Annotated in this window: 17 protein-coding genes; 9 read left to right on the forward strand and 8 right to left on the reverse strand. The window is 48.6% G+C overall.

The features are described from left to right. Positions 1 to 473 precede the first annotated feature (473 nt). Both B5D40_RS10510 and B5D40_RS10515 read right to left on the reverse strand, forming a co-directional pair. A complete protein-coding gene (locus B5D40_RS10510; protein ID WP_078776861.1) occupies positions 474 to 1,331 on the reverse strand; it encodes a PHP domain-containing protein in 858 nt (285 codons plus the stop codon). Beyond that, positions 1,328 to 1,906, reverse strand: a complete 579-nt coding sequence (locus B5D40_RS10515) for a hypothetical protein (RefSeq protein ID WP_073302062.1) — start codon at positions 1,904 to 1,906, stop codon at positions 1,328 to 1,330. Before B5D40_RS10515 ends, B5D40_RS10510 begins: the two co-directional genes overlap by 4 nt. Positions 1,907 to 1,949: 43 nt before the next feature. Between B5D40_RS10515 and B5D40_RS10520 the strand changes: the two genes are divergently transcribed. Continuing rightward, on the forward strand, positions 1,950 to 2,648 hold the full coding sequence (locus B5D40_RS10520) for a ribonuclease H1 domain-containing protein (RefSeq protein WP_078776862.1): 699 nt from the start codon (positions 1,950 to 1,952) through the stop codon (positions 2,646 to 2,648). On the opposite strand, the gene B5D40_RS10525 is transcribed toward B5D40_RS10520, so the two are convergent. Together B5D40_RS10525 and B5D40_RS10530 are read right to left on the reverse strand one after the other, a co-directional pair. Further along, positions 2,637 to 3,686, reverse strand: coding sequence for an agmatine deiminase family protein (locus B5D40_RS10525; RefSeq protein WP_078776863.1), 1,050 nt, complete (start codon positions 3,684 to 3,686; stop codon positions 2,637 to 2,639). The two genes, B5D40_RS10520 and B5D40_RS10525, sit on opposite strands and share 12 nt — an antisense overlap. Beyond that, positions 3,683 to 4,540: a carbon-nitrogen hydrolase gene (locus tag B5D40_RS10530; protein ID WP_078776864.1), complete on the reverse strand. Its 858-nt coding sequence runs from the start codon at positions 4,538 to 4,540 to the stop codon at positions 3,683 to 3,685. The genes B5D40_RS10525 and B5D40_RS10530 overlap by 4 nt, the downstream gene beginning before the upstream one ends. An 84-nt stretch (positions 4,541 to 4,624) precedes the next feature. On the opposite strand from B5D40_RS10530, the gene B5D40_RS10535 reads away from it, so the two are divergent. From B5D40_RS10535 to B5D40_RS10565, 7 genes are all read left to right on the forward strand, one after another. Further along, complete coding sequence (locus B5D40_RS10535) at positions 4,625 to 6,520, forward strand: alginate O-acetyltransferase AlgX-related protein (protein ID WP_078776865.1); 1,896 nt, start codon at positions 4,625 to 4,627, stop codon at positions 6,518 to 6,520. Then, a complete protein-coding gene (locus tag B5D40_RS10540; RefSeq protein ID WP_078776866.1) occupies positions 6,510 to 7,238 on the forward strand; it encodes a hypothetical protein in 729 nt (242 codons plus the stop codon). Before B5D40_RS10535 ends, B5D40_RS10540 begins: the two co-directional genes overlap by 11 nt. A gap of 12 nt (positions 7,239 to 7,250) precedes the next feature. Beyond that, on the forward strand, positions 7,251 to 8,747 hold the full coding sequence (locus tag B5D40_RS10545; protein ID WP_078776867.1) for a hypothetical protein: 1,497 nt from the start codon (positions 7,251 to 7,253) through the stop codon (positions 8,745 to 8,747). 9 nt (positions 8,748 to 8,756) lie between these two features. Next, the gene (locus B5D40_RS10550; protein ID WP_078776868.1) at positions 8,757 to 11,477 is read left to right on the forward strand and encodes a TIGR02171 family lipoprotein; all 2,721 of its coding nucleotides are present in this window, start codon (positions 8,757 to 8,759) and stop codon (positions 11,475 to 11,477) included. Positions 11,478 to 11,563: 86 nt separating this feature from the next. Further along, positions 11,564 to 12,499 (forward strand): hypothetical protein, encoded by a 936-nt coding sequence (locus B5D40_RS10555; RefSeq protein ID WP_143394394.1) that lies wholly within the window; start codon positions 11,564 to 11,566, stop codon positions 12,497 to 12,499. 40 nt (positions 12,500 to 12,539) lie between these two features. Further along, positions 12,540 to 13,577, forward strand: coding sequence for a TolB-like translocation protein (locus B5D40_RS10560; RefSeq protein WP_078776870.1), 1,038 nt, complete (start codon positions 12,540 to 12,542; stop codon positions 13,575 to 13,577). Beyond that, positions 13,574 to 14,305 carry a glutaminyl-peptide cyclotransferase gene (locus tag B5D40_RS10565; protein ID WP_078776871.1) on the forward strand — a complete coding sequence of 244 codons (732 nt, stop codon included), beginning with the start codon at positions 13,574 to 13,576 and terminating at the stop codon, positions 14,303 to 14,305. The genes B5D40_RS10560 and B5D40_RS10565 overlap by 4 nt, the downstream gene beginning before the upstream one ends. On the opposite strand, the gene B5D40_RS10570 is transcribed toward B5D40_RS10565, so the two are convergent. Beyond that, complete coding sequence (locus tag B5D40_RS10570; protein WP_078776872.1) at positions 14,302 to 16,200, reverse strand: TonB-dependent receptor; 1,899 nt, start codon at positions 16,198 to 16,200, stop codon at positions 14,302 to 14,304. The genes B5D40_RS10565 and B5D40_RS10570 overlap by 4 nt on opposite strands. 61 nt (positions 16,201 to 16,261) lie before the next feature. Between B5D40_RS10570 and trxA the strand changes: the two genes are divergently transcribed. Continuing rightward, complete coding sequence (gene trxA, locus B5D40_RS10575) at positions 16,262 to 16,579, forward strand: thioredoxin (RefSeq protein WP_078776873.1); 318 nt, start codon at positions 16,262 to 16,264, stop codon at positions 16,577 to 16,579. Between the two features lie 207 nt (positions 16,580 to 16,786). On the opposite strand, the gene B5D40_RS10580 is transcribed toward trxA, so the two are convergent. From B5D40_RS10580 to B5D40_RS10590, 3 genes are all read right to left on the reverse strand, one after another. Continuing rightward, positions 16,787 to 17,425: a hypothetical protein gene (locus B5D40_RS10580; RefSeq protein WP_078776874.1), complete on the reverse strand. Its 639-nt coding sequence runs from the start codon at positions 17,423 to 17,425 to the stop codon at positions 16,787 to 16,789. A gap of 1 nt (position 17,426) precedes the next feature. Continuing rightward, positions 17,427 to 18,122, reverse strand: coding sequence for an FISUMP domain-containing protein (locus B5D40_RS10585; RefSeq protein ID WP_078776875.1), 696 nt, complete (start codon positions 18,120 to 18,122; stop codon positions 17,427 to 17,429). Positions 18,123 to 18,195: 73 nt separating this feature from the next. Then, positions 18,196 to 18,900 carry an FISUMP domain-containing protein gene (locus B5D40_RS10590; protein WP_078776876.1) on the reverse strand — a complete coding sequence of 235 codons (705 nt, stop codon included), beginning with the start codon at positions 18,898 to 18,900 and terminating at the stop codon, positions 18,196 to 18,198. Positions 18,901 to 18,918: the final 18 nt, after the last annotated feature.

An 18,918-nucleotide genomic window follows, 5' to 3' on the forward strand; every position in this document is an offset into this window, starting at 1 on the left:
TGACGGTCGCTTTCAAATATGACTGATTTTCTCCTTGGTGGGTACGCAATGACGAATACTACTAGTCTCCTCGAAGATAATGCCTGCAAGCAAGCTTGCGGCGCAACATTCGCCTTGCACGCTTTTGCGAAGGCTCCCTTTCAGGGACAATTCGTCGAAAAGAGTAAAACTCTTAAGACTCATGGGCTGCCCCTTTTCCCTTCACCCTATCCCCCGCCACGCTTTGCGGTGGGAAATTTTGGATTCTGGGGTGGAATTGGATATTGCGCCATAGCGAGAAGGGAGAACTCGGTTATCAGTTTTCAGTTCCAACTCATAACTCCCAACTTTCAACTAACCCCTAATCACTAACCACTTACAAACAAATCGGGTGGAATTTTGTATATAGGTCCCAAAATTTTAACGGCGATTATTTAGTGGAGGGTTGTAATAAATCCCAAAAATGGGCTTCTTTCAATTCGTATAAAAGAGGGTTAGAATGATTCGGCGCGAGATTTTTCTCGCCGTTCACGAAGTTCTTCTACCACAGAGTATGGCATTTTCATGCAGTTTGGATTATACGGACTGCTTTCCGTATGAAAGTCTGAACCTCCGGTGCCGACTAATCTATAATGTTCGGCGAGTTCCCGGTAGCGTCTTCCGACTGCGCCTTTTTGTGCGGGCGAATAGATTTCAATTCCCTGAAGTCCCGCTTCGACAAGATCGGGAATCAAATTGTCAACGTTGGATTTGTAAGGATGGGCGAGTACGGCGATGCCCCCAGCGTTTTCAATGAGTCGAATTGTCTGCTGAGGATTCAATCCTCGTTTTTCCACAAAAGCGGGTGCACCGTCTGCAAGGTATCGGGTAAACGCTTCTCCGAAGTTGGAAACGTATTCTTCGCCGACGAGAGCCATCGCGATATGAGGACGCCCGACGACTTTTCCTTTGCAGTAGCTCATCACTTTTTCAAAGCTCAAGTTGATGCCCAATCCCGACAGTTTTTTGAGAATGGCTTTGGCGCGCGAAATGCGTTGCTTGGCGCTTTCGGCGAGTTCTATGCTGATAGCCAGGTTCGTTGGATCGCAGAAGTAGCCGAGAATGTGGACATCTCGCCCTTGCCAGACAGAAGAGATTTCGATGCCCGGAATGATTTCCATGTCAAATTCTTGCGCGTAAGGCTTGGTCGCTTCATAAGAGGCCAAAGTGTCGTGATCGGTTACGGAAATGCAGCGCAGCCCGCGGCGCTTGGCGAGTTTGACCAAATCGAGAGGGGAAAGCGAACCGTCCGAGAGGTTCGTGTGCAAATGCAAATCGGCAAATCCGATTTTTTGCTTGTCCTGATCCGTCATGGAACCGCCCGATTGAATAGATCCATCAAAAATTCGGATCGTTTAGGGTGTTCGTCGCCGGCAGAAAGGCTAAGATTTAAAAGCGGATAGAATTTTTCGCAATCAAAACCAAATCGGTATGCCGCTCCACACATTTTGGCGAGAAAGAGCATCTGGAATCGCGGCTCGGGTTCCAAACAGATGCTGATGGAAATTTTTTTAGGGGGAAGAATGGTTTGGAGCTTTTGAAACTCGGGCTCTCCATATCGGCAACCGTTGGTGGTGTAGTAAAAAATTTCTTGAGCAATCCGATGTTCTTGCAGCAGTTTTTGATGGTCGCGATGCGCAAGGAGAAGGGTGCCGTGATTTTTGAACTTTTCCAGATTTTTAAGAAAGGGAAGATAAGCGAGAAGGGCGTCTTTGGCTTCGGGCAAAATGACGAAAATCCCTTGGATATTGGCGAATGGGATGGGGTATTGAAATGTTTTGCTTTCGTCACCCGCTTTTTTGCAGAACCATCGCAGCAGGGATTCCTTGGAGAGGAACCGCTTGAAAAAGAATGCGAAGGTATCGGCGAAATAAGGTGATGGCTTCAAAAAGGACTCCAGTTTTTGCGAAAGAAAATATAAATTTTCGGCAATGGGAAAAATGAAATTTTATGCGATAAAGACGTCATCGATGCAAAAAATTGTGACTTCTTGGCCGGAATGCGAAAAATTGTCGCACGGGGTGAAAGGCTGCCTTTTCAAGTCTTTTGCGTCATGCGAAGAGGCGGAGTCCTGGCTGACGGGGCTTACATCCCAAGCGGAGCCGGGCGGTTTGCGCATTTATGTGGATGGCTCCTTTTCTCCGGAATTTGACCGGGCCGGGTGGGCGTTTATTGCGGTGGAAAACGATCGGGAAATCGCTTCGGAAAGCGGCGTTACCGAGTTCCCGGCGGAAAGCCGAAATATCGACGGAGAATTGACCGCCAGTTTGCGGGCGATGGCATGGCTTCGGCGAGTGGGAAAATCGGGCGTCATCTGTCACGATTACGAGGGAATCGCCCGTTGGGCGAAAGGCGACTGGAAAGCGAAAAAGGCGGTTTCCCAGCGTTATGTACGGGATGTGCAAAAGTATTTGCCTGTCCAATTTGAAAAAGTTCCCGCCCATTCAGGAGTCAAATGGAATGAAGCTGTGGACGAACGGGCAAAAAAAGCGATTGAACTCGCGCGAAAAAAAGAGAGCCTTTCTGTGCTGCCGACTACTCCAAAGAATATTCCGCCCTTGTATCCGGAAAAAAAGGCTGAAAAGCCGAAAAATTTTTCGGCTCAGGAACAGATGGATTTATTTGGATGAGTCCCTGGGCGATTTGGCTCCAAAGGATTCGTTTTCCTGTTTGCTGATGCAATGCAGACTTCCGCCTTCTCGGATAACCGCCGAGCAGTCGATGCCGATAATTTCGCGATTCGGGAAGACTTTTTTAAAGTAGGCTTCGGCTTTTTTGTCGAATTTCTCTTCGTATTTGGGATAGACGAGCGCGCCGTTTAGAAAGATGAAATTCATATAGGATGCGGGAAGCGTGTTTCCTTCCCATTTTTTTTGCGTCGGAATTTGGACGGTATCGACTTGCGCTTGGGAACCGTAATGCCTTTTAATCCAAGTTTCTAGGATGACTTTATTTCTTTGCAGCGGAAGAAAATTTTCTTTGGACTGGTCGTCTTCCCAAGCCATAGCGATTCGATTTCGGGAAACAAAGCGCGCAGCGTTATCGATGTGCCCGTCGGTGTGGTCGCCGGCAAGACCTTCGGGAAGAACCAGCAGGTCCTTGAGCCCGAGGGCATCCTTGATGGCGAACTCGACATGCTTGATGTCTTTGGGATGGTTCCGGTTCTTTCCGACAAGGCAGGGAAGAGTCGTGATTCCCAAACCGTCATCGTTGACTTCAATCGCTCCGCCTTCAAAGATATAGGGAAATTCCTTGACGGCGAGCCTTTTCTTTTTGGCGATTTGGAATGGGATTTGTTCGTCGTTTTCCCAAGGAGGAAATTTGGCTCCCCAGGCGTTGAATTGAAATTTGACGATTTTCTTGACGCCGTTGTCGTTGAATACAAAGAAGGGGCCGTAATCCCGAATCCACACGTCGTCGGTTTGCATGGGGATGAACTTCGGTTTGAACGCCGCTTGGGAAAATATTTTTTTTTGAAGTGCCGGGAGGGCGAAATCCTCTGGAACAAGGACGTTCACCGGCTGGAACCTTGCGCAAATTCCGATGAGTTCATAGTAGAATGCGAAAATTTCGTCTCGGTTTTTGCCTGTCCAGTTTTGCGTGTTGTGCGGAAAGGCTAACCAGATGGCTTTTTGTTTTTCCCATTCCGCGGGATAGTGAAGATTCATGGCGTCATCCAGCTTTTGAGAATGTCAGAGTAGAGGTCGATGCGGCGATCGCGAAAATGCGGCCACCAGCGCCGGTTAAATTCGATTTCGGAAAAGTCGAGTTCCGCAACGGAGCTTCCCCAAAAATCGGCGGGGAGATTTTGCAGAATATAGCCGTCCGGAGCGCACACAAAGGAATTTCCCCAAAAAGTCAAATCGCTTTCCATACCGATTCGATTGGCGGCGATAACGAAAAGGCGATTGGCGATAGCGTGCCCGCGCATGACGGTCATCCAGCTGTCTTTTTGGCGTTCGTAAAGATCCGGCAATTCTTTTTTGTCCCAGCCGATTGCCGTCGGGTAAATCAGAACATCGGCCCCTTTGAGTGCCATAATGCGTGACGCTTCTGGAAACCACTGATCCCAGCAGATGAGAATGCCCAGTTTTCCCGCAGAGGTTTGGATGGGTTCAAAACCGGTGTCGCCGGGTGCGAAGTAATACTTTTCGTAGAAACCGGGATCGTCGGGAATATGGCTTTTGCGGTAAAGTCCGGCGGTGCTACCGTCGCGTTCAAAAACATAAGCGGAGTTGTAATAAATTCCTCTTGCCCGTTTTTCAAAAAAAGGAAAGACGACGACGGCGTTGATTTCCCTGGCGACCTGTTGCCATTCTTCGATTAGAGGGGCGTCCTTTTCGATAGCCCAGTCGAATCCTTTTTCGTTTTCTTCGATGGGAAAGTAGGGCGTGTGACAAAGTTCGGGCAGAACAAGAAGATCGATTCCTTTGCCTTGGAATTTTCGGGCTTCGGAGACGTACCAGGAATGGGTTGCATGGGCTGAGCCTAGCCATTTGCCTTGAAGAATAGCGGTTTTCATAAGAATAAATGTAGAAATTGGTGATTCAAGGAGCTGGGAGAGTTTGGAGATTTCTTTAGGATGGAGAATTTTTATTTTTGAAAGGTGAAACAAATTTTCTTTTTTGCTTTTCTTTTCCTGCTTGTTTTTTTTCTCGGTTGCGCATCGCATTCCGAAGCGGGCAGAACACCTGTGGAAACTCCTTTGAAGACTTTGCCGAATACGGTATCGAAAGAACTGCCGTATCGATGCGATTCTGTTGCTCCGCATCAAGAAATCCGTCGGGTTTCTGTAAAAGATTCGAACGCTTTGCCTACGCTCTCGGCTTTGGATTTTGCCGCCTACTATAAAAATCCGATTCGCGAAGCGGGAAAACAGGAACGCCCCGAAAAAGCGACGCCCTTGCCTTCAAATTTTTCGAGCGAAGGCTTTCCGATGCTGGACAGCGTTCTCTTTTCGGAGCCGGAGTTTCTGCGATCGTCGGAGGCGCTAGCCTGGGAACCATTTACGCGTTACCTGTACGCGAAAGGAGCGGGCGATTCGCTTTCTTTGCTTCTCCGGCAAATCGAAAGCTTCAAATGGAATCAGCGGGAGGTTTTTGCGGACTTTCAAAAGGTGGAAAAATTGTATCTGGTTGGAGCGAAAGAAAATGCCAGCTGGTGGGTGCAAGTGGATCCGCGCTCTTGGACCGGGAAAACGCCTTTCTGGGCGAAAATGAAGCACCGGCCATCTTCGGCAGAAATCGAAGCTCATCGAAATTATACGACGGAATCGCTTTCTCTAGATGCCGCGTTGGATTGGGCAAAATCTCTGGCTGCTTATCTTTATCCGACTTACAATACCGATTTGGAACCGCACACTCCCGGTGCGGAATGGATGGGAAATCGTCCATTTGCCGTGATGCGCGGAAATCCGATGGGCGAGCCTCTTTGGGTGGCTTTTGATGTACCCGCATTCCGCAGGGCAACTCCCGAAACAGAATCGACATCGCCGACGAAAGAACTTGTCCGAAAACCGGATACGACTTCGGCATGGCGTCGGCAGAAGTTGCAGGAATTGCAGGGTGTCTGTTTAGAAACGGAAAAGACGCTGGAGTTTAAGCAAAAGCTTGCCTTGATTCTGGATTCTCTCCCGACCGATCAGAACGCCTGGCATGCAAATGGAATGCTGTGGTTTCGCCGTAACGCCAATTCGCTTTTGGCAAAGAATTTTCTGGAGCAGGATTCCCTGCATAATCCGCTGCCCCGAATGCTGGAGCTGAAAGCGTATTTGGACAGCTTGGGAATCCAGTTGCTGGTTGTGCCTGTGCCGACAAAGGAAGCGATTTATGCGGAACGTCTTGTTTCTGGAACCGAGGACACTCTTTGTGTCGATGTGGCGGAAGTAGAATTTGTACGTAATTTGCTGGAAGCGGGAATCGATGTGCTGGATATTTATCCGGCGTTGCGCTCGGCAAAAGCTGGCGACGATGAAGATCATTTTTCCTTTCAAAAATTTGATACGCATTGGGCGTTGTCTGCGGAACTCGCCGCTCTCGAAGAAATTGCCGGAAAAGTGGCGTCTTATTCTTGGTATGCGGAATCCGGGGCGACTCCGGGATTTTTGGAAATGCGAGATACTTCCATTGTGCGGGAAGGCGATTTGATTCAGCAGCTCCCGACTCTGGAACAATCGGTTTTTGCTCCGGAGACGTTGGAAGTGAAAAAAATTTACCGAAAGGGAAAGCCCTATGTCGGCGGAAAGGATAGCCCGATTTTGTTGATGGGCGATTCGTTTACCGGCGTGTTTGAATCGGTGGATGGCAAATCGGGTGGCCCGGCTTCTTTGCTCGCTTTTGCGCTGGGCTTGGATGTTCAGGTGATGACGAGTTGGGGCGGAGGTCCCGGCGTTAGACATCGTCTCGTCAAAGACAAAAAATCATTGCAATCAAAGCGTCTGGTTATTTACATGATGACCGCTCGCGATTTTTGGCTTTCGCCGCTGGAGTGGGATGTATTCTAAATCTTTTGTAAAACCGATCGCTTTGCTTTCACTTTGCGTGATGTTTACCATTATTGCGGTTTTAGGCCTTGCGACAAATCGGGATGCCCGCGAGTCTTTGATGGATGCCGCTTGTACTTTTGATAGCTTGGAACCGCATTGTATGGATTCCAATTCTATTTGGACGGAAGGTCTTGCTTATTACGACAGCGTACTTTTGCAAACCCGAGATACGATTTTTGCCGTGCGCTCCTTGCTGTGGGATTATTGGAATTTGCAGTTTGCCGGAGCTGAACATGTGGAAACTCCGGATGTGATTCTGCCGTCCCGGATTTTGGAAAAGAAAAAAACGGGTTGTGTCGGCGTCACGTGGCTTGCTTTAATGCTGAAAGAAATTCGGGGTGTGCAAGTTCAGGCATTCCTTGTTCCTGGGCATATTTATTTCTCGGTCAATGATTTGAATATGGAGCCGAATAGGGAAGGCTTTACGTATTCGCATGATGAGTATAAAAAGAAATACCAGGCGGGTTCTTGGGAAAGTCGCGCGCCGAATCCTATTTATCGAAATCAGTTTTTGGGAATTGTGGCGTTCAATTTGGGAAACGCGAAGTTGGAAACGGATCCGAAGGAAGCTTTGGCTTGGTATCGGGTCGCCAGCGATTTTTACCCGGCGTATTCCAAAATCGGGGATAATCGTCGCATTGCACTTCGAAAATTGAGCAAGGAACGTCAGCGATAAAACCGCAGGCAAATGAATTGCTTTTATAAAATCTCTTTTGCTTTTGCCGTCGCGGCTTTTGCGCTCTTCCCTTTGACGGATACAGATGTCTGGTGGCATTTGGCGAGTGCTCGAAATTATTTAGAACATGGCTTGGCGCAGGACGATCCTTTTTGCTGGACGCCTTCCCGTTCGCCTTGGATCAATGTGCATCTGTATTTTCAGTTGGCGCTTTACGGCATTTATAAAATGCTGGGAACTGGGGGACTTGTTTTGGTCAAGTCCTTTTTATGGGGGATTGTTGCTTTTTTGTGGGTTTTGCCCGTCCAAAAACGAATTTCTTTTTGCACTTTTTCTGTGGCGATTTTTTTTGCGTTTGTTTTTCGCTATGCGCTGGAATGCCGCCCGATTCTTGCAACGATGACATTTCTAGGAATTTTTTGGAATGTCTTGCCGCGCTTACTTCGCCCGATTTCTTTTCGCTGGTTTCTTTGGGCTTTTCTACTGCTTGGCGTAGAGTGGATTTGGGTGCGCTCGCAAGGGCTTTTCCCTTTGGGTTTTGTCATGTCGGCTTGCGCTATTTTTTTCGCTTGGAAAGAACGGCAAAAAGGGGAACGTTTTGCGCTAACCACCTTTTTTGTTTTGCTTTTACTTGTTCCTTTGCTGCATTCGCAGGGATTTTGGCTTTGGCGTTATCCGTTCGCTCTTTTGGATAGGCTGATGGGCGGCTCTTCTTCGGCGCAGATTTTTGCGGCGGAAATAGCAGAAAACCGCTCGCCGCTGACCCTTTTGTTGAATGGGGAAAATGCGTTGTCAATGCTTGTGTTGCTTTTGACGATTCTTTTTTCGGGATGGATTATTTTGACTCAAAAATTTCGTTCGGAAAATTTCCGGGTCACATGGCTCTTGGTGGTTCTTTTTTTAGCGATTTCGGCAGAGCGGAATTTGACGCTTTTCTTTTTCCCTTTTGTCTCTGTGATTTTATTTGAAAGTCGTTTTCCTGTGAACTTTCAAAAATTCAATGCAAATAGCTTTTCGAAAAAATCAGAACAAATTTCATCTGGGCGATCGGCTTTGGGAATGCTGCTGCTTGCTTTTACCTTGGGATTTTTCGGACGGAGCCTTGCCGCCTATCGGAATGAAAATGGTTGGATGACAGTCTCGGAAAATCGCGTTCCGGCGAAAGCGTTAATTTATATGCAAAGTCATCCGTTGTCGGAAAATCAAAAGCTTTTTAACGACGATCGTTCCGGCGGCTATCTGGAATTTTTTTTGCCGCAGACCAAAACCTTTGTAGATGGCAGATTTATTTTGAAAGATTCCACTTTTATGGCGAACTATTTGGAGTTTGCCCGAGAACCGCAAACTTTTTTCTCCGCCGCCGATTCCTTTGGCATTTCCCGTGCGCTTCTTCCCATTCGGCAGATTCCGCTGTGGCAAAAGTTGGACAGCGCCTTTGGAAAAAATTCGGTTTGGAAAAATATTTATCGCGATGATTTCTACGCGATTTGGGAGCGGAAAATTTTCTAACATTTTCCTATGCGTTATTCGCTTCTATTTGCCCTCCCTTTTTTGGCGGCAGTGTCCGCTGTTTTTATTTCCTGCTCCGACGAGGCTTCGAGTGCGGACTCCTTTTCGGATTCTTTTGAAGGCCTTGTCCGGGTTCACGCATGGGGAGATTCTGTCGTCTTGGAATCGCAAAATCTGACGGCGAAATTCTCCTATGATTTTTACATGGCGGAACACGAGGTGACGCAAGCGGAATATGCGACGCTCATGGGCGGGAGTGTGGAACCCGGATCCGAGCAAAAGCCGATGGTGGACGTTTCTTACTACGACGCGGTTCTCTATGCGAATGCGCTCTCGAAGGCGCAAAAGCTGGACACGGTTTATTCCTATGGTGCGCGCGTCTTGGACGCTTCGGAGCATGCGGTCTTGCTGGAAAATCTGAAGGCGGATTTTACGCGGAACGGCTATCGCCTGCCGACGGAAGCGGAATGGGTCTATGCGGCATCCAAAGGCTGGAATCCGCAAAAAAACGCCTGGACATCCGAAAATTCGGATTACGAGTCGCACGACGTCTGCACGATAGGGAAAAATGCGCTCGGTCTTTGCGACATGGCGGGCAATGTTGTGGAATGGACGAACGACTGGCTCTCGGAATTTTCGGACACGACGATTTCGAATTTTGCGGGCGGTCAGATGCCCAACGGGTTGAATGAAATCGTTGTCAAGGGCGGCTGTTTTCGCAATTCGGCGGCAAGTATCAACTTGAAATCGCAGGGCGACGTGTATGCGGTAACGCCATCGATGCGTTTTGCCTATGTAGGATTTCGGCTGGTCCGCGGGGAAATCCTTCAGCCGGGATTCGCTCCGATTCAAGGAGCTTCTGAAGACTTTCACGTTTCCGTTTTGGCGACGTCATCGAGGATGAAGTCCATTTTGGGAACTTACCGAGTCAAGCTCGCCTTTCGCGATGACGAAACCAAGCGTATCGGCTGGATTGACTTTTTTAGCGCTTCTCCGCAAGTTGTTGAATTGACCGAAAGCGACGGCTATCACCCGGCCATATCCCCGGACGGAAAGCGCGTGGCCTACTGTACGCGGCCCGAAGGCGTATCGGGCAATTCGGAACTGCACGTCCGCAGCTTGCAGGCGGGCGTTTGGGACGATGCCGTTCTGGATGTGGAAAGCGCAGCGATTCCGCGCTGGCGTGTCGTGGGCGCGGACACGGAAATCGTCTATGTGACGAGTGCGGCGAACAATGCGGACGAGGCTGCATGGAAAACGGAATCGACGTGGAGCGTCCCCTTTGCGGGCGGAAAATTCGGCACTCCCCGCAAGCTTTTCGACGGCACGTACAACGGCGGCGTCTCCTCGGACGGGCGTCTCGCGGTTTCGGGCGCGCGCCTTCTCCGGGCGAATGTGGACGGCGAACAGCGGCTCTGGTACGGCGGGGAGCAGGCCTGCAACGTCTCGCTTTCGGATTCGACGAGCGAAACGCTCTTCCTTGATTTCGGCGGCGCCATCGGCGCGGAATTCGTCGGCTCTTCCTACGACGTGCACGAGCGCATTTTGGTTGCGGACACAACCGGTTCTCTCTTGCGCACGGTTCCGGCCCCTTCGGGCTATGCCTTCGACCATTCGGAATGGGTGCATGGCAAAAAGGACTTCGCCGTGGCGACCCTCACGGACATGGACGGCGCCCACAGGAAAATTGCCCTCGTGAATACGCGCGATTCGAGCGTTGTGGAGCTCGCCTCGGGTGCGGAACTCTGGCATCCGGACCTGTGGGTGGATGGGCTGAACTTCTCGGACTTTGAACTGGACTTGGACAGCGCGGGGGTGTATGAAACAAAAAGTACGGGCGCAGAGATGACGGCGGTTAGAATCACTTTGCAAGTTCTGTATAAATATCGGGATTCCGCTTCGGTACTTGTAACAGGATCTTCGAGACCGCAGATAGCTATCGATCCGCGCTACTGGAATCGCCGAGAAAATTCGCGACTTTTTGTGGTGAACGCCGCCAATGCGTCGATTGACATCAATGCCTCGGAACGAATGCTTTTTGGTTATGGACGCTCGATTTTGCCAAATCTTAAAGTAGTTGTCTTTGGTATCGATTTGGATCTGCTTTCTTATCACTATCATCGCAACCACAATTCTTGGGAAGCGAATTTCCTAGGCCAAAATTCGCCGGGAATCCGCTACGATATCGATCACGATTTCTGGAAAGACGGCTTTCCGGAAGAACTTTACGATCTAACGGTGAACGCTTACGGGGCGAACGAATCAGAGCGGATTCGCTATGATTCGACTTATGGCATGATTATTCCTATGCCCCCCGGATCGGAAATCGGCTGGACAAAAAAATTGGAAATTTCGGACGATACGACTTGGACGGGATTTGAAAAGAATGGCGTCGAAAAAGCATTCGCCAAAATTCGGGAAATTCTCGAAAAAGCGGAGGCGTCTGGCATCTATGCGATTGGCGTGATTTTCCCGCAGAATCCGAACTATAAAAATACGGGAGCCTTTGGGCGTTATGGACTGCGCCGTTCGTTTGCAGAAACGATGATTGAACGCTTGCAACAGCTGGAATCAGAATATCCGCATTTCCGTTTGATGGACGAAAATAAAATGGGTAATCACGATTACACGAACGAAATGGCTTACGACTGGGATCATCTTTCGGAAGCGGGCGCCCAGCAATTCTCGACCCGGTTAGATTCACTTTTTCAAACACTTGATATTCAATGAAAAGTCCCCTCATAGTTTCGCTTGTTTTCTCTCTGACTTTTGGTCTAGTCTCTTGCTCGGAATCTTCGCCGCTTCAGGTACAGCCGTTGCCTACTGCTGAAACTGCGGTCACGATTGACGCGAACGCCTCTTCTTATCTGTTCGATACACTCAAAGTCTCCGAAGCGCGTCTTGTATTCCGCAATGATTCGACCGGAAATCTGACCTACATTCGCTTTAGCAGGGATTCCGCCCAAGCCGTCGAATTTGTTTCGGAACTGAACGTCTATCATCCGACGATTTCGCCGGACGGCAAGTGGGTCGCTTTTGGAACATCGCCGGAGCCGGTTGGAACTTATTCGGAAGTTTACGTGCAGGAACTCGGACCGGAATCTTCGATACGGGTTTCACTCGGCGGACCTGCGGCCATCCCGCGTTGGCGTATAATTAATGGCGATACGGTTCTGATTTACGTCACGAGCGCAGGCGTAAACCGCAAAGACGATTTCTGGAAAGAGCAATCGACTTATATGGTTTCCTTCAAGGACGGCGCTTTTGGCATGCCGCAGAAAATTCTTGAAGGCAACTATCACGGCGGAATTTCCGATGATATGCGCCTTGCGGTCACTGGGGCGCACTTTCTGCGTGTTCACACGAAAATCCAGGGCGAAGAGCGTGATACGATTTGGTATGATAGCTTGCAGATTTGCAACGTTTCACTTTCTACGGACGGATCCTTGCGCACGATCTTTCTTGACCTTGGCGCGGAACGGGGACGGATATTTTCCGGCGAAGATTATTTGGCGCATCACCGTATTCTCATTGCAGACTCGGTCGGGAATTTGATCGGGAGCATTCCCTCGCCGGAACCTTACAGTTTTGATCAACCCGAATGGGTTTTCGGCTCGGATTTCCTCTTGACCGCCATGAAGACTAGCGATGTCCACGAAACGCTTTTGCTTGTCGATATCCGCGATTCTTCGGTTCACTCGCTCGTTTCCGGTTCGGATCTCTGGCATCCTGACGTCTGGCTTCAGCCTTGAATTTTTCTATCTTCATCTGTAAAAATCTGAAAGGAACATTATGAAATTTTTGAAAATCTTGATGGCGACTCTTGCGCTTTCCTCCCTTTCCTTTGCCGACGAGGCTCCGACAGGCGCACCCGTTTCTCCGACATCCGAGGAACAGGCCGCGTTGAATGCTCTTCAGGGAAAATTGAAAGGCAAAATCGTCTGGTCGTCTTCGCGCAGCCATTCCACTCATGATTTGTGGCTGATGAACGCCGATGGCTCCGAAAAAAAACAGCTGACCAATTCAGCGACGGTCGATTGGTTCCCGCGCTTTTCTCCCGATGGAAAAACGGTCATCTTCACCCGTTCCAAGGGTGGCTGGACTCCCGAAAATGATGCGAATTACCCGGAAAAATGGGAACTCTGGACAATTGGTGTCGATGGCCATGGCGAAAAGAAAGTCGCGGACAATGCGACGTGGGGAACTTTCCGGCCTGATGGCAAAAATATCGTCTTTTCTCGCGGCGCAAACGTCTATACGAAAAATCTCGAATCCGGCGAAGAAAAGCTCCTGCTTGACGGCAAGAAGGCGTTTGATGAGGACGGCGTGATTTTGCAGGAACCGAATCTTTCTCCCGATGGCAAATATCTGGCATTGACTTTGCGCGGTTCTATGCGGGAAACGGGAATTTGGGACTTGGCGAACAAGAAGTGGAATAAATCCGGAGACGGCTGCCAAATCGATTTCTTTGCGGACGGCAGTCGTGTCTATCGCGTCAATCCCACGGGGAACGGGGGCACGGCGGCACCGAGCGAAATCCTGTGGTTTACTTTGAAAGACGGCGTGCAGCAGGAAAAAATCGGATTTTTTGGCGTCCCCAAGGCTGCCAAGTTGATGGATCTTCCGGGGCGGCGTTCGCACGAGTATTTTCCCCGCGTTTCATCTGATGGGAAATGGCTCGTCTGGGGCGCGACGGCCAAAGGCCATGATCACGACATTTACGATTATGAACTTTATCTTTGGCAAATCGGAACTTCGGTCAAAACGGCGGCCCGCTTGACGTATCATACGGCGAATGACCGCTGGCCGGATATCTGGCTGGAAAAATGATTGCGGAAATTCTGTTCGCCGCAGCACTTGGGCAGTTCAATGTGGTCGATTCCGTGGAACATGATTCGCGGAATTACACGCAAGGGCTTTTTTTTGACTCTGGCGTTTTGTACGAATCCACCGGGCAATATGGCGATTCGCGCCTTTTGCGATATCGGAGTGTGGGTGGGGCGGTTTCGGATTCGGTAAAAATCGGAAGACGCTTTTTTGGTGAAGGCTCCGTCCGATTTGGAAATGACATTTTTTGGCTGACGTGGCGCGAGGGCGTTGCATTTGTTTTGGATGCCAAAACGCTGGAGCAGAAATCGACTTTTCCGATTCCGGGCGAGGGCTGGGGATTGACCGTTTTTCAAAATGCGCTGGTTCTTTCGGACGGATCGGCGACGCTTTTTTTTCTTTCGCCGGGCGATAAACGCATTTTTAAAACGCTGGTGGTAAAGGACGGCGAACGTTCCGTTTCTCGGTTGAATGAATTGGAAATGGTGGGGAATTTTCTTTACGCGAACGTCTGGCAGTCGGATTCCGTTGCTGTCATTGATATGAGTTCTGGCAGTGTTTTGGAGTGGTTGGATTTTTCGGAAATTTCCCGGAAACTGCGAAAAAGATTTCCTCGGGCGGAAGTGCTGAATGGCATTGCTTATGATGGAAAATTTTTGTGGATTACCGGAAAATACTGGCCTGTGATGTATAAGGTGCAGTTCTCGCCGCCGATGAAGAAATCCCGCTAATTGTCAAATTGCCACGTGATGCCGTAAAGGAAGCGGATGCCTTCGGGGCGGTAGCCCGCTGCCGGTTCATATATGCTGTGGTTCAGATTGTCGATGCGCGTATAAAGGGAAAAGGAAAGGATTTTCATGCGGGCTTCGAAATTCAGAGCCAGGTAATGTTTTAATTCGATGATTTCCAGTTCGTCGTCTTCGTTCATCTGCAAATCGCAGCGGTTGCCGAACCAGGTAAAATCAAAACCGATGCTGACTCCCAGACGATTCTTTACAAATTTATCGGCCCAGCGGATGTAGCCTTTATAATAAAGGTCGGAAACGTCTATCGGACGATTTTGCTTGGAGAGCTTTTGTTCCCTTTCCAAATAGAATTGCCAGTTGCCGAGCGCAAATCCTGCGGCGACATACCAGTCGAGTGCTTCGGCATTGTGCAAATTTATCCATTGGTATGCGCGTTCTATCGATTCCAGCCCGGAGCCTGTTACCCAGCGAGGCTTTATCAGATTTTCCGCGTATTCGTAGCGAAGGCCGACTCCGTAAAAAATGCCGCCGGGATTCCATTCCAGATCCCCGGTAATGCGGGTGTGCTCTTCGGGCAATAGGTTTTTATTGGGAAAAGCGTATCGTCCGCGATTAAAAATTTTCAGTTCGTCGATGTCGGGGAAGCGGGTGTCGTATTTGAATGAGGTTTTCAAATCGACATGGAAAGGCAAGTGGATGGAAGCGTTGGCAGAAGCGGTCTTTGCCACTTCGGTGGAATCGAAAATGCTGGAATTGCGGAGGGCTCCCGCCTGAATCCGGAAATTCAGAAAGGGAAATTCATCCTGCAATTCCAAATAATAGAGTTCCCGATCTTGCTTGTATTGCGAATTGGCTTCTGTAAATTCATATTGCATTCGCAGCGCCGGATTCAAGGGCAATTTTAGGGCGATGCCGCCTTCACCGTTCACGGTTTCGTATTTGAGTTCATCGGTTGTGCCGTACCATGTCGTGTCGTGAACAATTCTATTCAGAGAATCCCGCGAGTCTTGTACGCTTTGAACCAGATTCACCAGGCTGTCGTAAGAAATTTCGTGCTCTCCCGAATAAACGCTCGCATAGATTTCAATGCTTTTCGTGGGCCGAAATCCCGCGCGTACACCGTAAGTAAAGGAATGCAACTCTGTTTGGAATGGCTCTTGCAGGTAGGTGATGTCGGCATAATTTGTGGAATCGATTTCAAAAGCATAAGGGGGAATGTCGGCGTTTTCGACCACGAGGTAGTTCAGGCTGGCGGAAATTTCTCCTTTGGACATAAACCAGGTGACCGCGGGTTTGAAATGCGTCGTATTCATCGCGATGTTGCGCCCGCTGAAGGGAATTTGCGAAGAGTCGCGTCCCAAGGCAAAAAACGGCTGGTGGGTGACATCCTGGTAGCGGAAAACCTTGGAACTGTCGTTGGAATAGCTCGCCATGCCGATATCGAGTTCAATGCTGTCGAGCAGCAATCGCCGGAAATCCAACCCGAAGGCGTTGCCGTTGAACGCATAGCGTTCCCAGAGAATTTTCGTTTCGGGAGTGTCAACGGGAATGCCGTGGACGAATTCTTCTTTCATGATGCCGTTTTCGCCATACAGGGAAAGCTGCGTGGCATCGTATCGGAGGGGGAATGTAAAAATGCCGGCGAGTTTGGAGGGGAGTCTGTGTGTAGGATTCCCGATTCCCGCCGAGCGGGATTCCAAATCCGGATTTCCCAAAATGGATGTCCCCAAAATCCATTCCGCTTTTTGCCCTTCCAGATCGTAGGTTCTTTCTGCGATTTCGGAATGTTCCGCCCCTTTGCGGGCAGTACTTAGCTCTTCGATGGCAAAAGCGTGCGAAAGCAAAAATGAAAACGTGATGAATATCGCATAAAGGGGCATCAATGTACTCTCAACCTGCAAAAATAGTTATTTTAAAGAAAAATTTAAAAGAGGTTTTATCATGTCCGTTCTTAATGTGACTGAAAAAGATTTTGACCAGGTCATCAATTCGGGAAATCTTGTCCTTGTGGATTTTTGGGCCGTCTGGTGCAGACCTTGCCAGATGATGGGGCCTGTGATGGAAGAACTGGCGGCGGAATATGATGGCAAGTTGGTGGTCGCCAAGGTCAATGTCGATGAAAATGAAGGGCTTTGCGCTCGATTTGGGATTACGAATATCCCGAATATGAAACTTTTCAAAAATGGCGTCGAAGTAGGCAATGTCGTCGGTGCAGTGCCAAAAAGTACTTTGGTTGCCGCTATCCATTCGAATCTTTAAATGTTGCTTCTTGCAGTAGATTGCATAAGAAATCCCGGATAAAGCGTTGTCCGGGTTTTCTGTTATAATGATGTCGTTCTTTTGCCTTAAAGGAAACCTCTAAAAAATCGGTTGTGTTGGTGGTTTGTGTTTTTCAAACCACTTTACCTTCGACATGGTTTGCGACTGACAAACTCACAAACCAAGGTTCGGCAGCCGCTTTGCGGGTTAGAAATCGAACAGCGAGTTGGGAATTTTATCGGATTTCTGCATCCGGAGAATTTTCGTCGTTACGACGCTTTCTTGACCGTTTACGACTACCGAAGTTTCCATTTTCTGAATTCTATTGTTCACATCGTAAGAGAAGGTTGTCCATGAGTTTGCGCCGTCCTTGTCGGATTCCATTTTTTCGATGCGTTTTTTCTTGGAATTGTAATAGAGCGTGCCGATAGTTCCCTGTATCGTATAAATATCGTCCGAAAGGAATTTTGGTTCGCTCCATTCGCCGGAATTCAGCGGATGAAAAGCGGCATAGGAGTCCGTCCCTAGTGCTTCGCCATTGTAATCCTGAATCTGAGATTTGCTGGTATTCAGGTCGGTGATTTTCATTTTATTGCCGTTTACAATGCTGCGCTGCTTCAGAAAACCGCTTTTGATTTCGGTATAGCTTTTTTCGCGCCCTTTGTTCACCAGATAGATGTCCGTCTGCTGGGAGATGCCGGTTGCCTTTACGGAAACCCGCAAATTCATTTCAATGGAATCCCGTGGGAGAACGCACTCTGCAAGAGTCGCTTTCACCTGTTCCAAAGTGAGTGCAAAGGATTGGAACGCGAAAAGTAGAAGAATGGGGAGAATTTTATTTTTCATTTCAATCCTTTACGCAGCGGATGGAGAGCCAGTCGTATTGGTCGTAGTTTATGTGTTTGGCTTTTATTGTCTGAGATTCAAAAACTATTCCGATTGTTTTTTTGGCGAGATTGTTGACATCGGCAGTCCACAATAACGCCGCATAACCATCCTGCTTATTGGGACTGGTTGTAGTATAGATGCTCGTTATAGGTATTGGCAGCACTCCAAAAGCGCAGTCGTCGGTTCCATTAGATAATTCACCGGGATTCAAAGGCAGCCATCCTGCCGTTGCTTTTAACCGGTATCCTGCGGTATCGGCTCCGCCCATATTTTCAAAAAGCGTTAGCCATTCTTTATGTGTAGGTAAATGCCATCCTGCTGGACAAGCGCTTGGAGCCGTAGGCTGTGCGTAAATCCGGCCTTTCAGACATGCCTCGTCAGCACAGGATGAATTTTCTATTTCAACGTTCAAATTTTCCGCCATCCAAACCTGGTTCCCGATGGTGGTGTATTTGTATGTTCGCCCGTCTCGTTCGTCGATGAACGTTCCGCGGTTCGGTTCGCCGTAGGCATTCAGGCCTTCCGTTGGGCATACGACGCTGGCGTCAAAAGAATCTTCTGCCGAAGAGCTATTTTCGGAACAGGCTGTAGATAAGGCGATCAGCAGGATCGAAAAAATAAATAAGAATGAAAAATATTTTGAGTGACGTTTCATTTTTGTATATTCCTATAATGTTAAGTTGTTTGCTGGGATAGAGTTAGGTGTTGATAATAATAGAGGTTTGCGATTAATTGTTTTTTATGCACCGTATAAAGGAATAATCTATTGTGCTTCTAACATAATAAACTTTAGTGTTTATATAAAAACTGTAAAGTGAGATTAAATCGAAAAAGGTTGAAGTGGCAAAATAAGGGCTAATATATTTATAGTTTTTTTTAGGATCTTCAGGTTTCTCCAAACCAACAGCCATTGGCAAAATATTAAATGCGCAATCATCGGTTCCCGGAATAACATTTTCAAAAACGGTAGTACTTTGTAATCTCAATAGACCTTTTGCATCGGAACCCATATTGGTAAATAACGAATCCCATTCTAGAACAGAAGGCACATGCCACCCTGAAGGGCAAATGGTCGCAAGCCATTTGCGCACATTATGTTCTTGACGCAAAGGAGCGGATATGTAGAATCGGCCTACGCTATCGCAGTAATTCTCGATTTCCTTGAGGCATTGGCTCTGATCGGCTTCGATTTTCAAATTTTCCGCCATCCAAACCTGGTTCCCGATGGTGGTGTATTTGTATGTTCGCCCGTCTCGTTCGTCGATGAACGTTCCGCGGTTCGGTTCGCCGTAGGCGTTCAGGCCTTCCGCCGGGCATACGATGCTGGCGTCAAAAACGTATTCGGGTTCCGAAGAGGAGCTGTTTTCGGAACAGGCAGTGAGCAAGACCGCAAGCAATGCGGCGCAAATGAGGGAGATGTTGATTTTATTCATGAGGTTTCCTTTAGAAAA

Source organism: Fibrobacter intestinalis, assembly GCF_900167415.1.
Taxonomy (GTDB): domain Bacteria; phylum Fibrobacterota; class Fibrobacteria; order Fibrobacterales; family Fibrobacteraceae; genus Hallerella; species Hallerella intestinalis.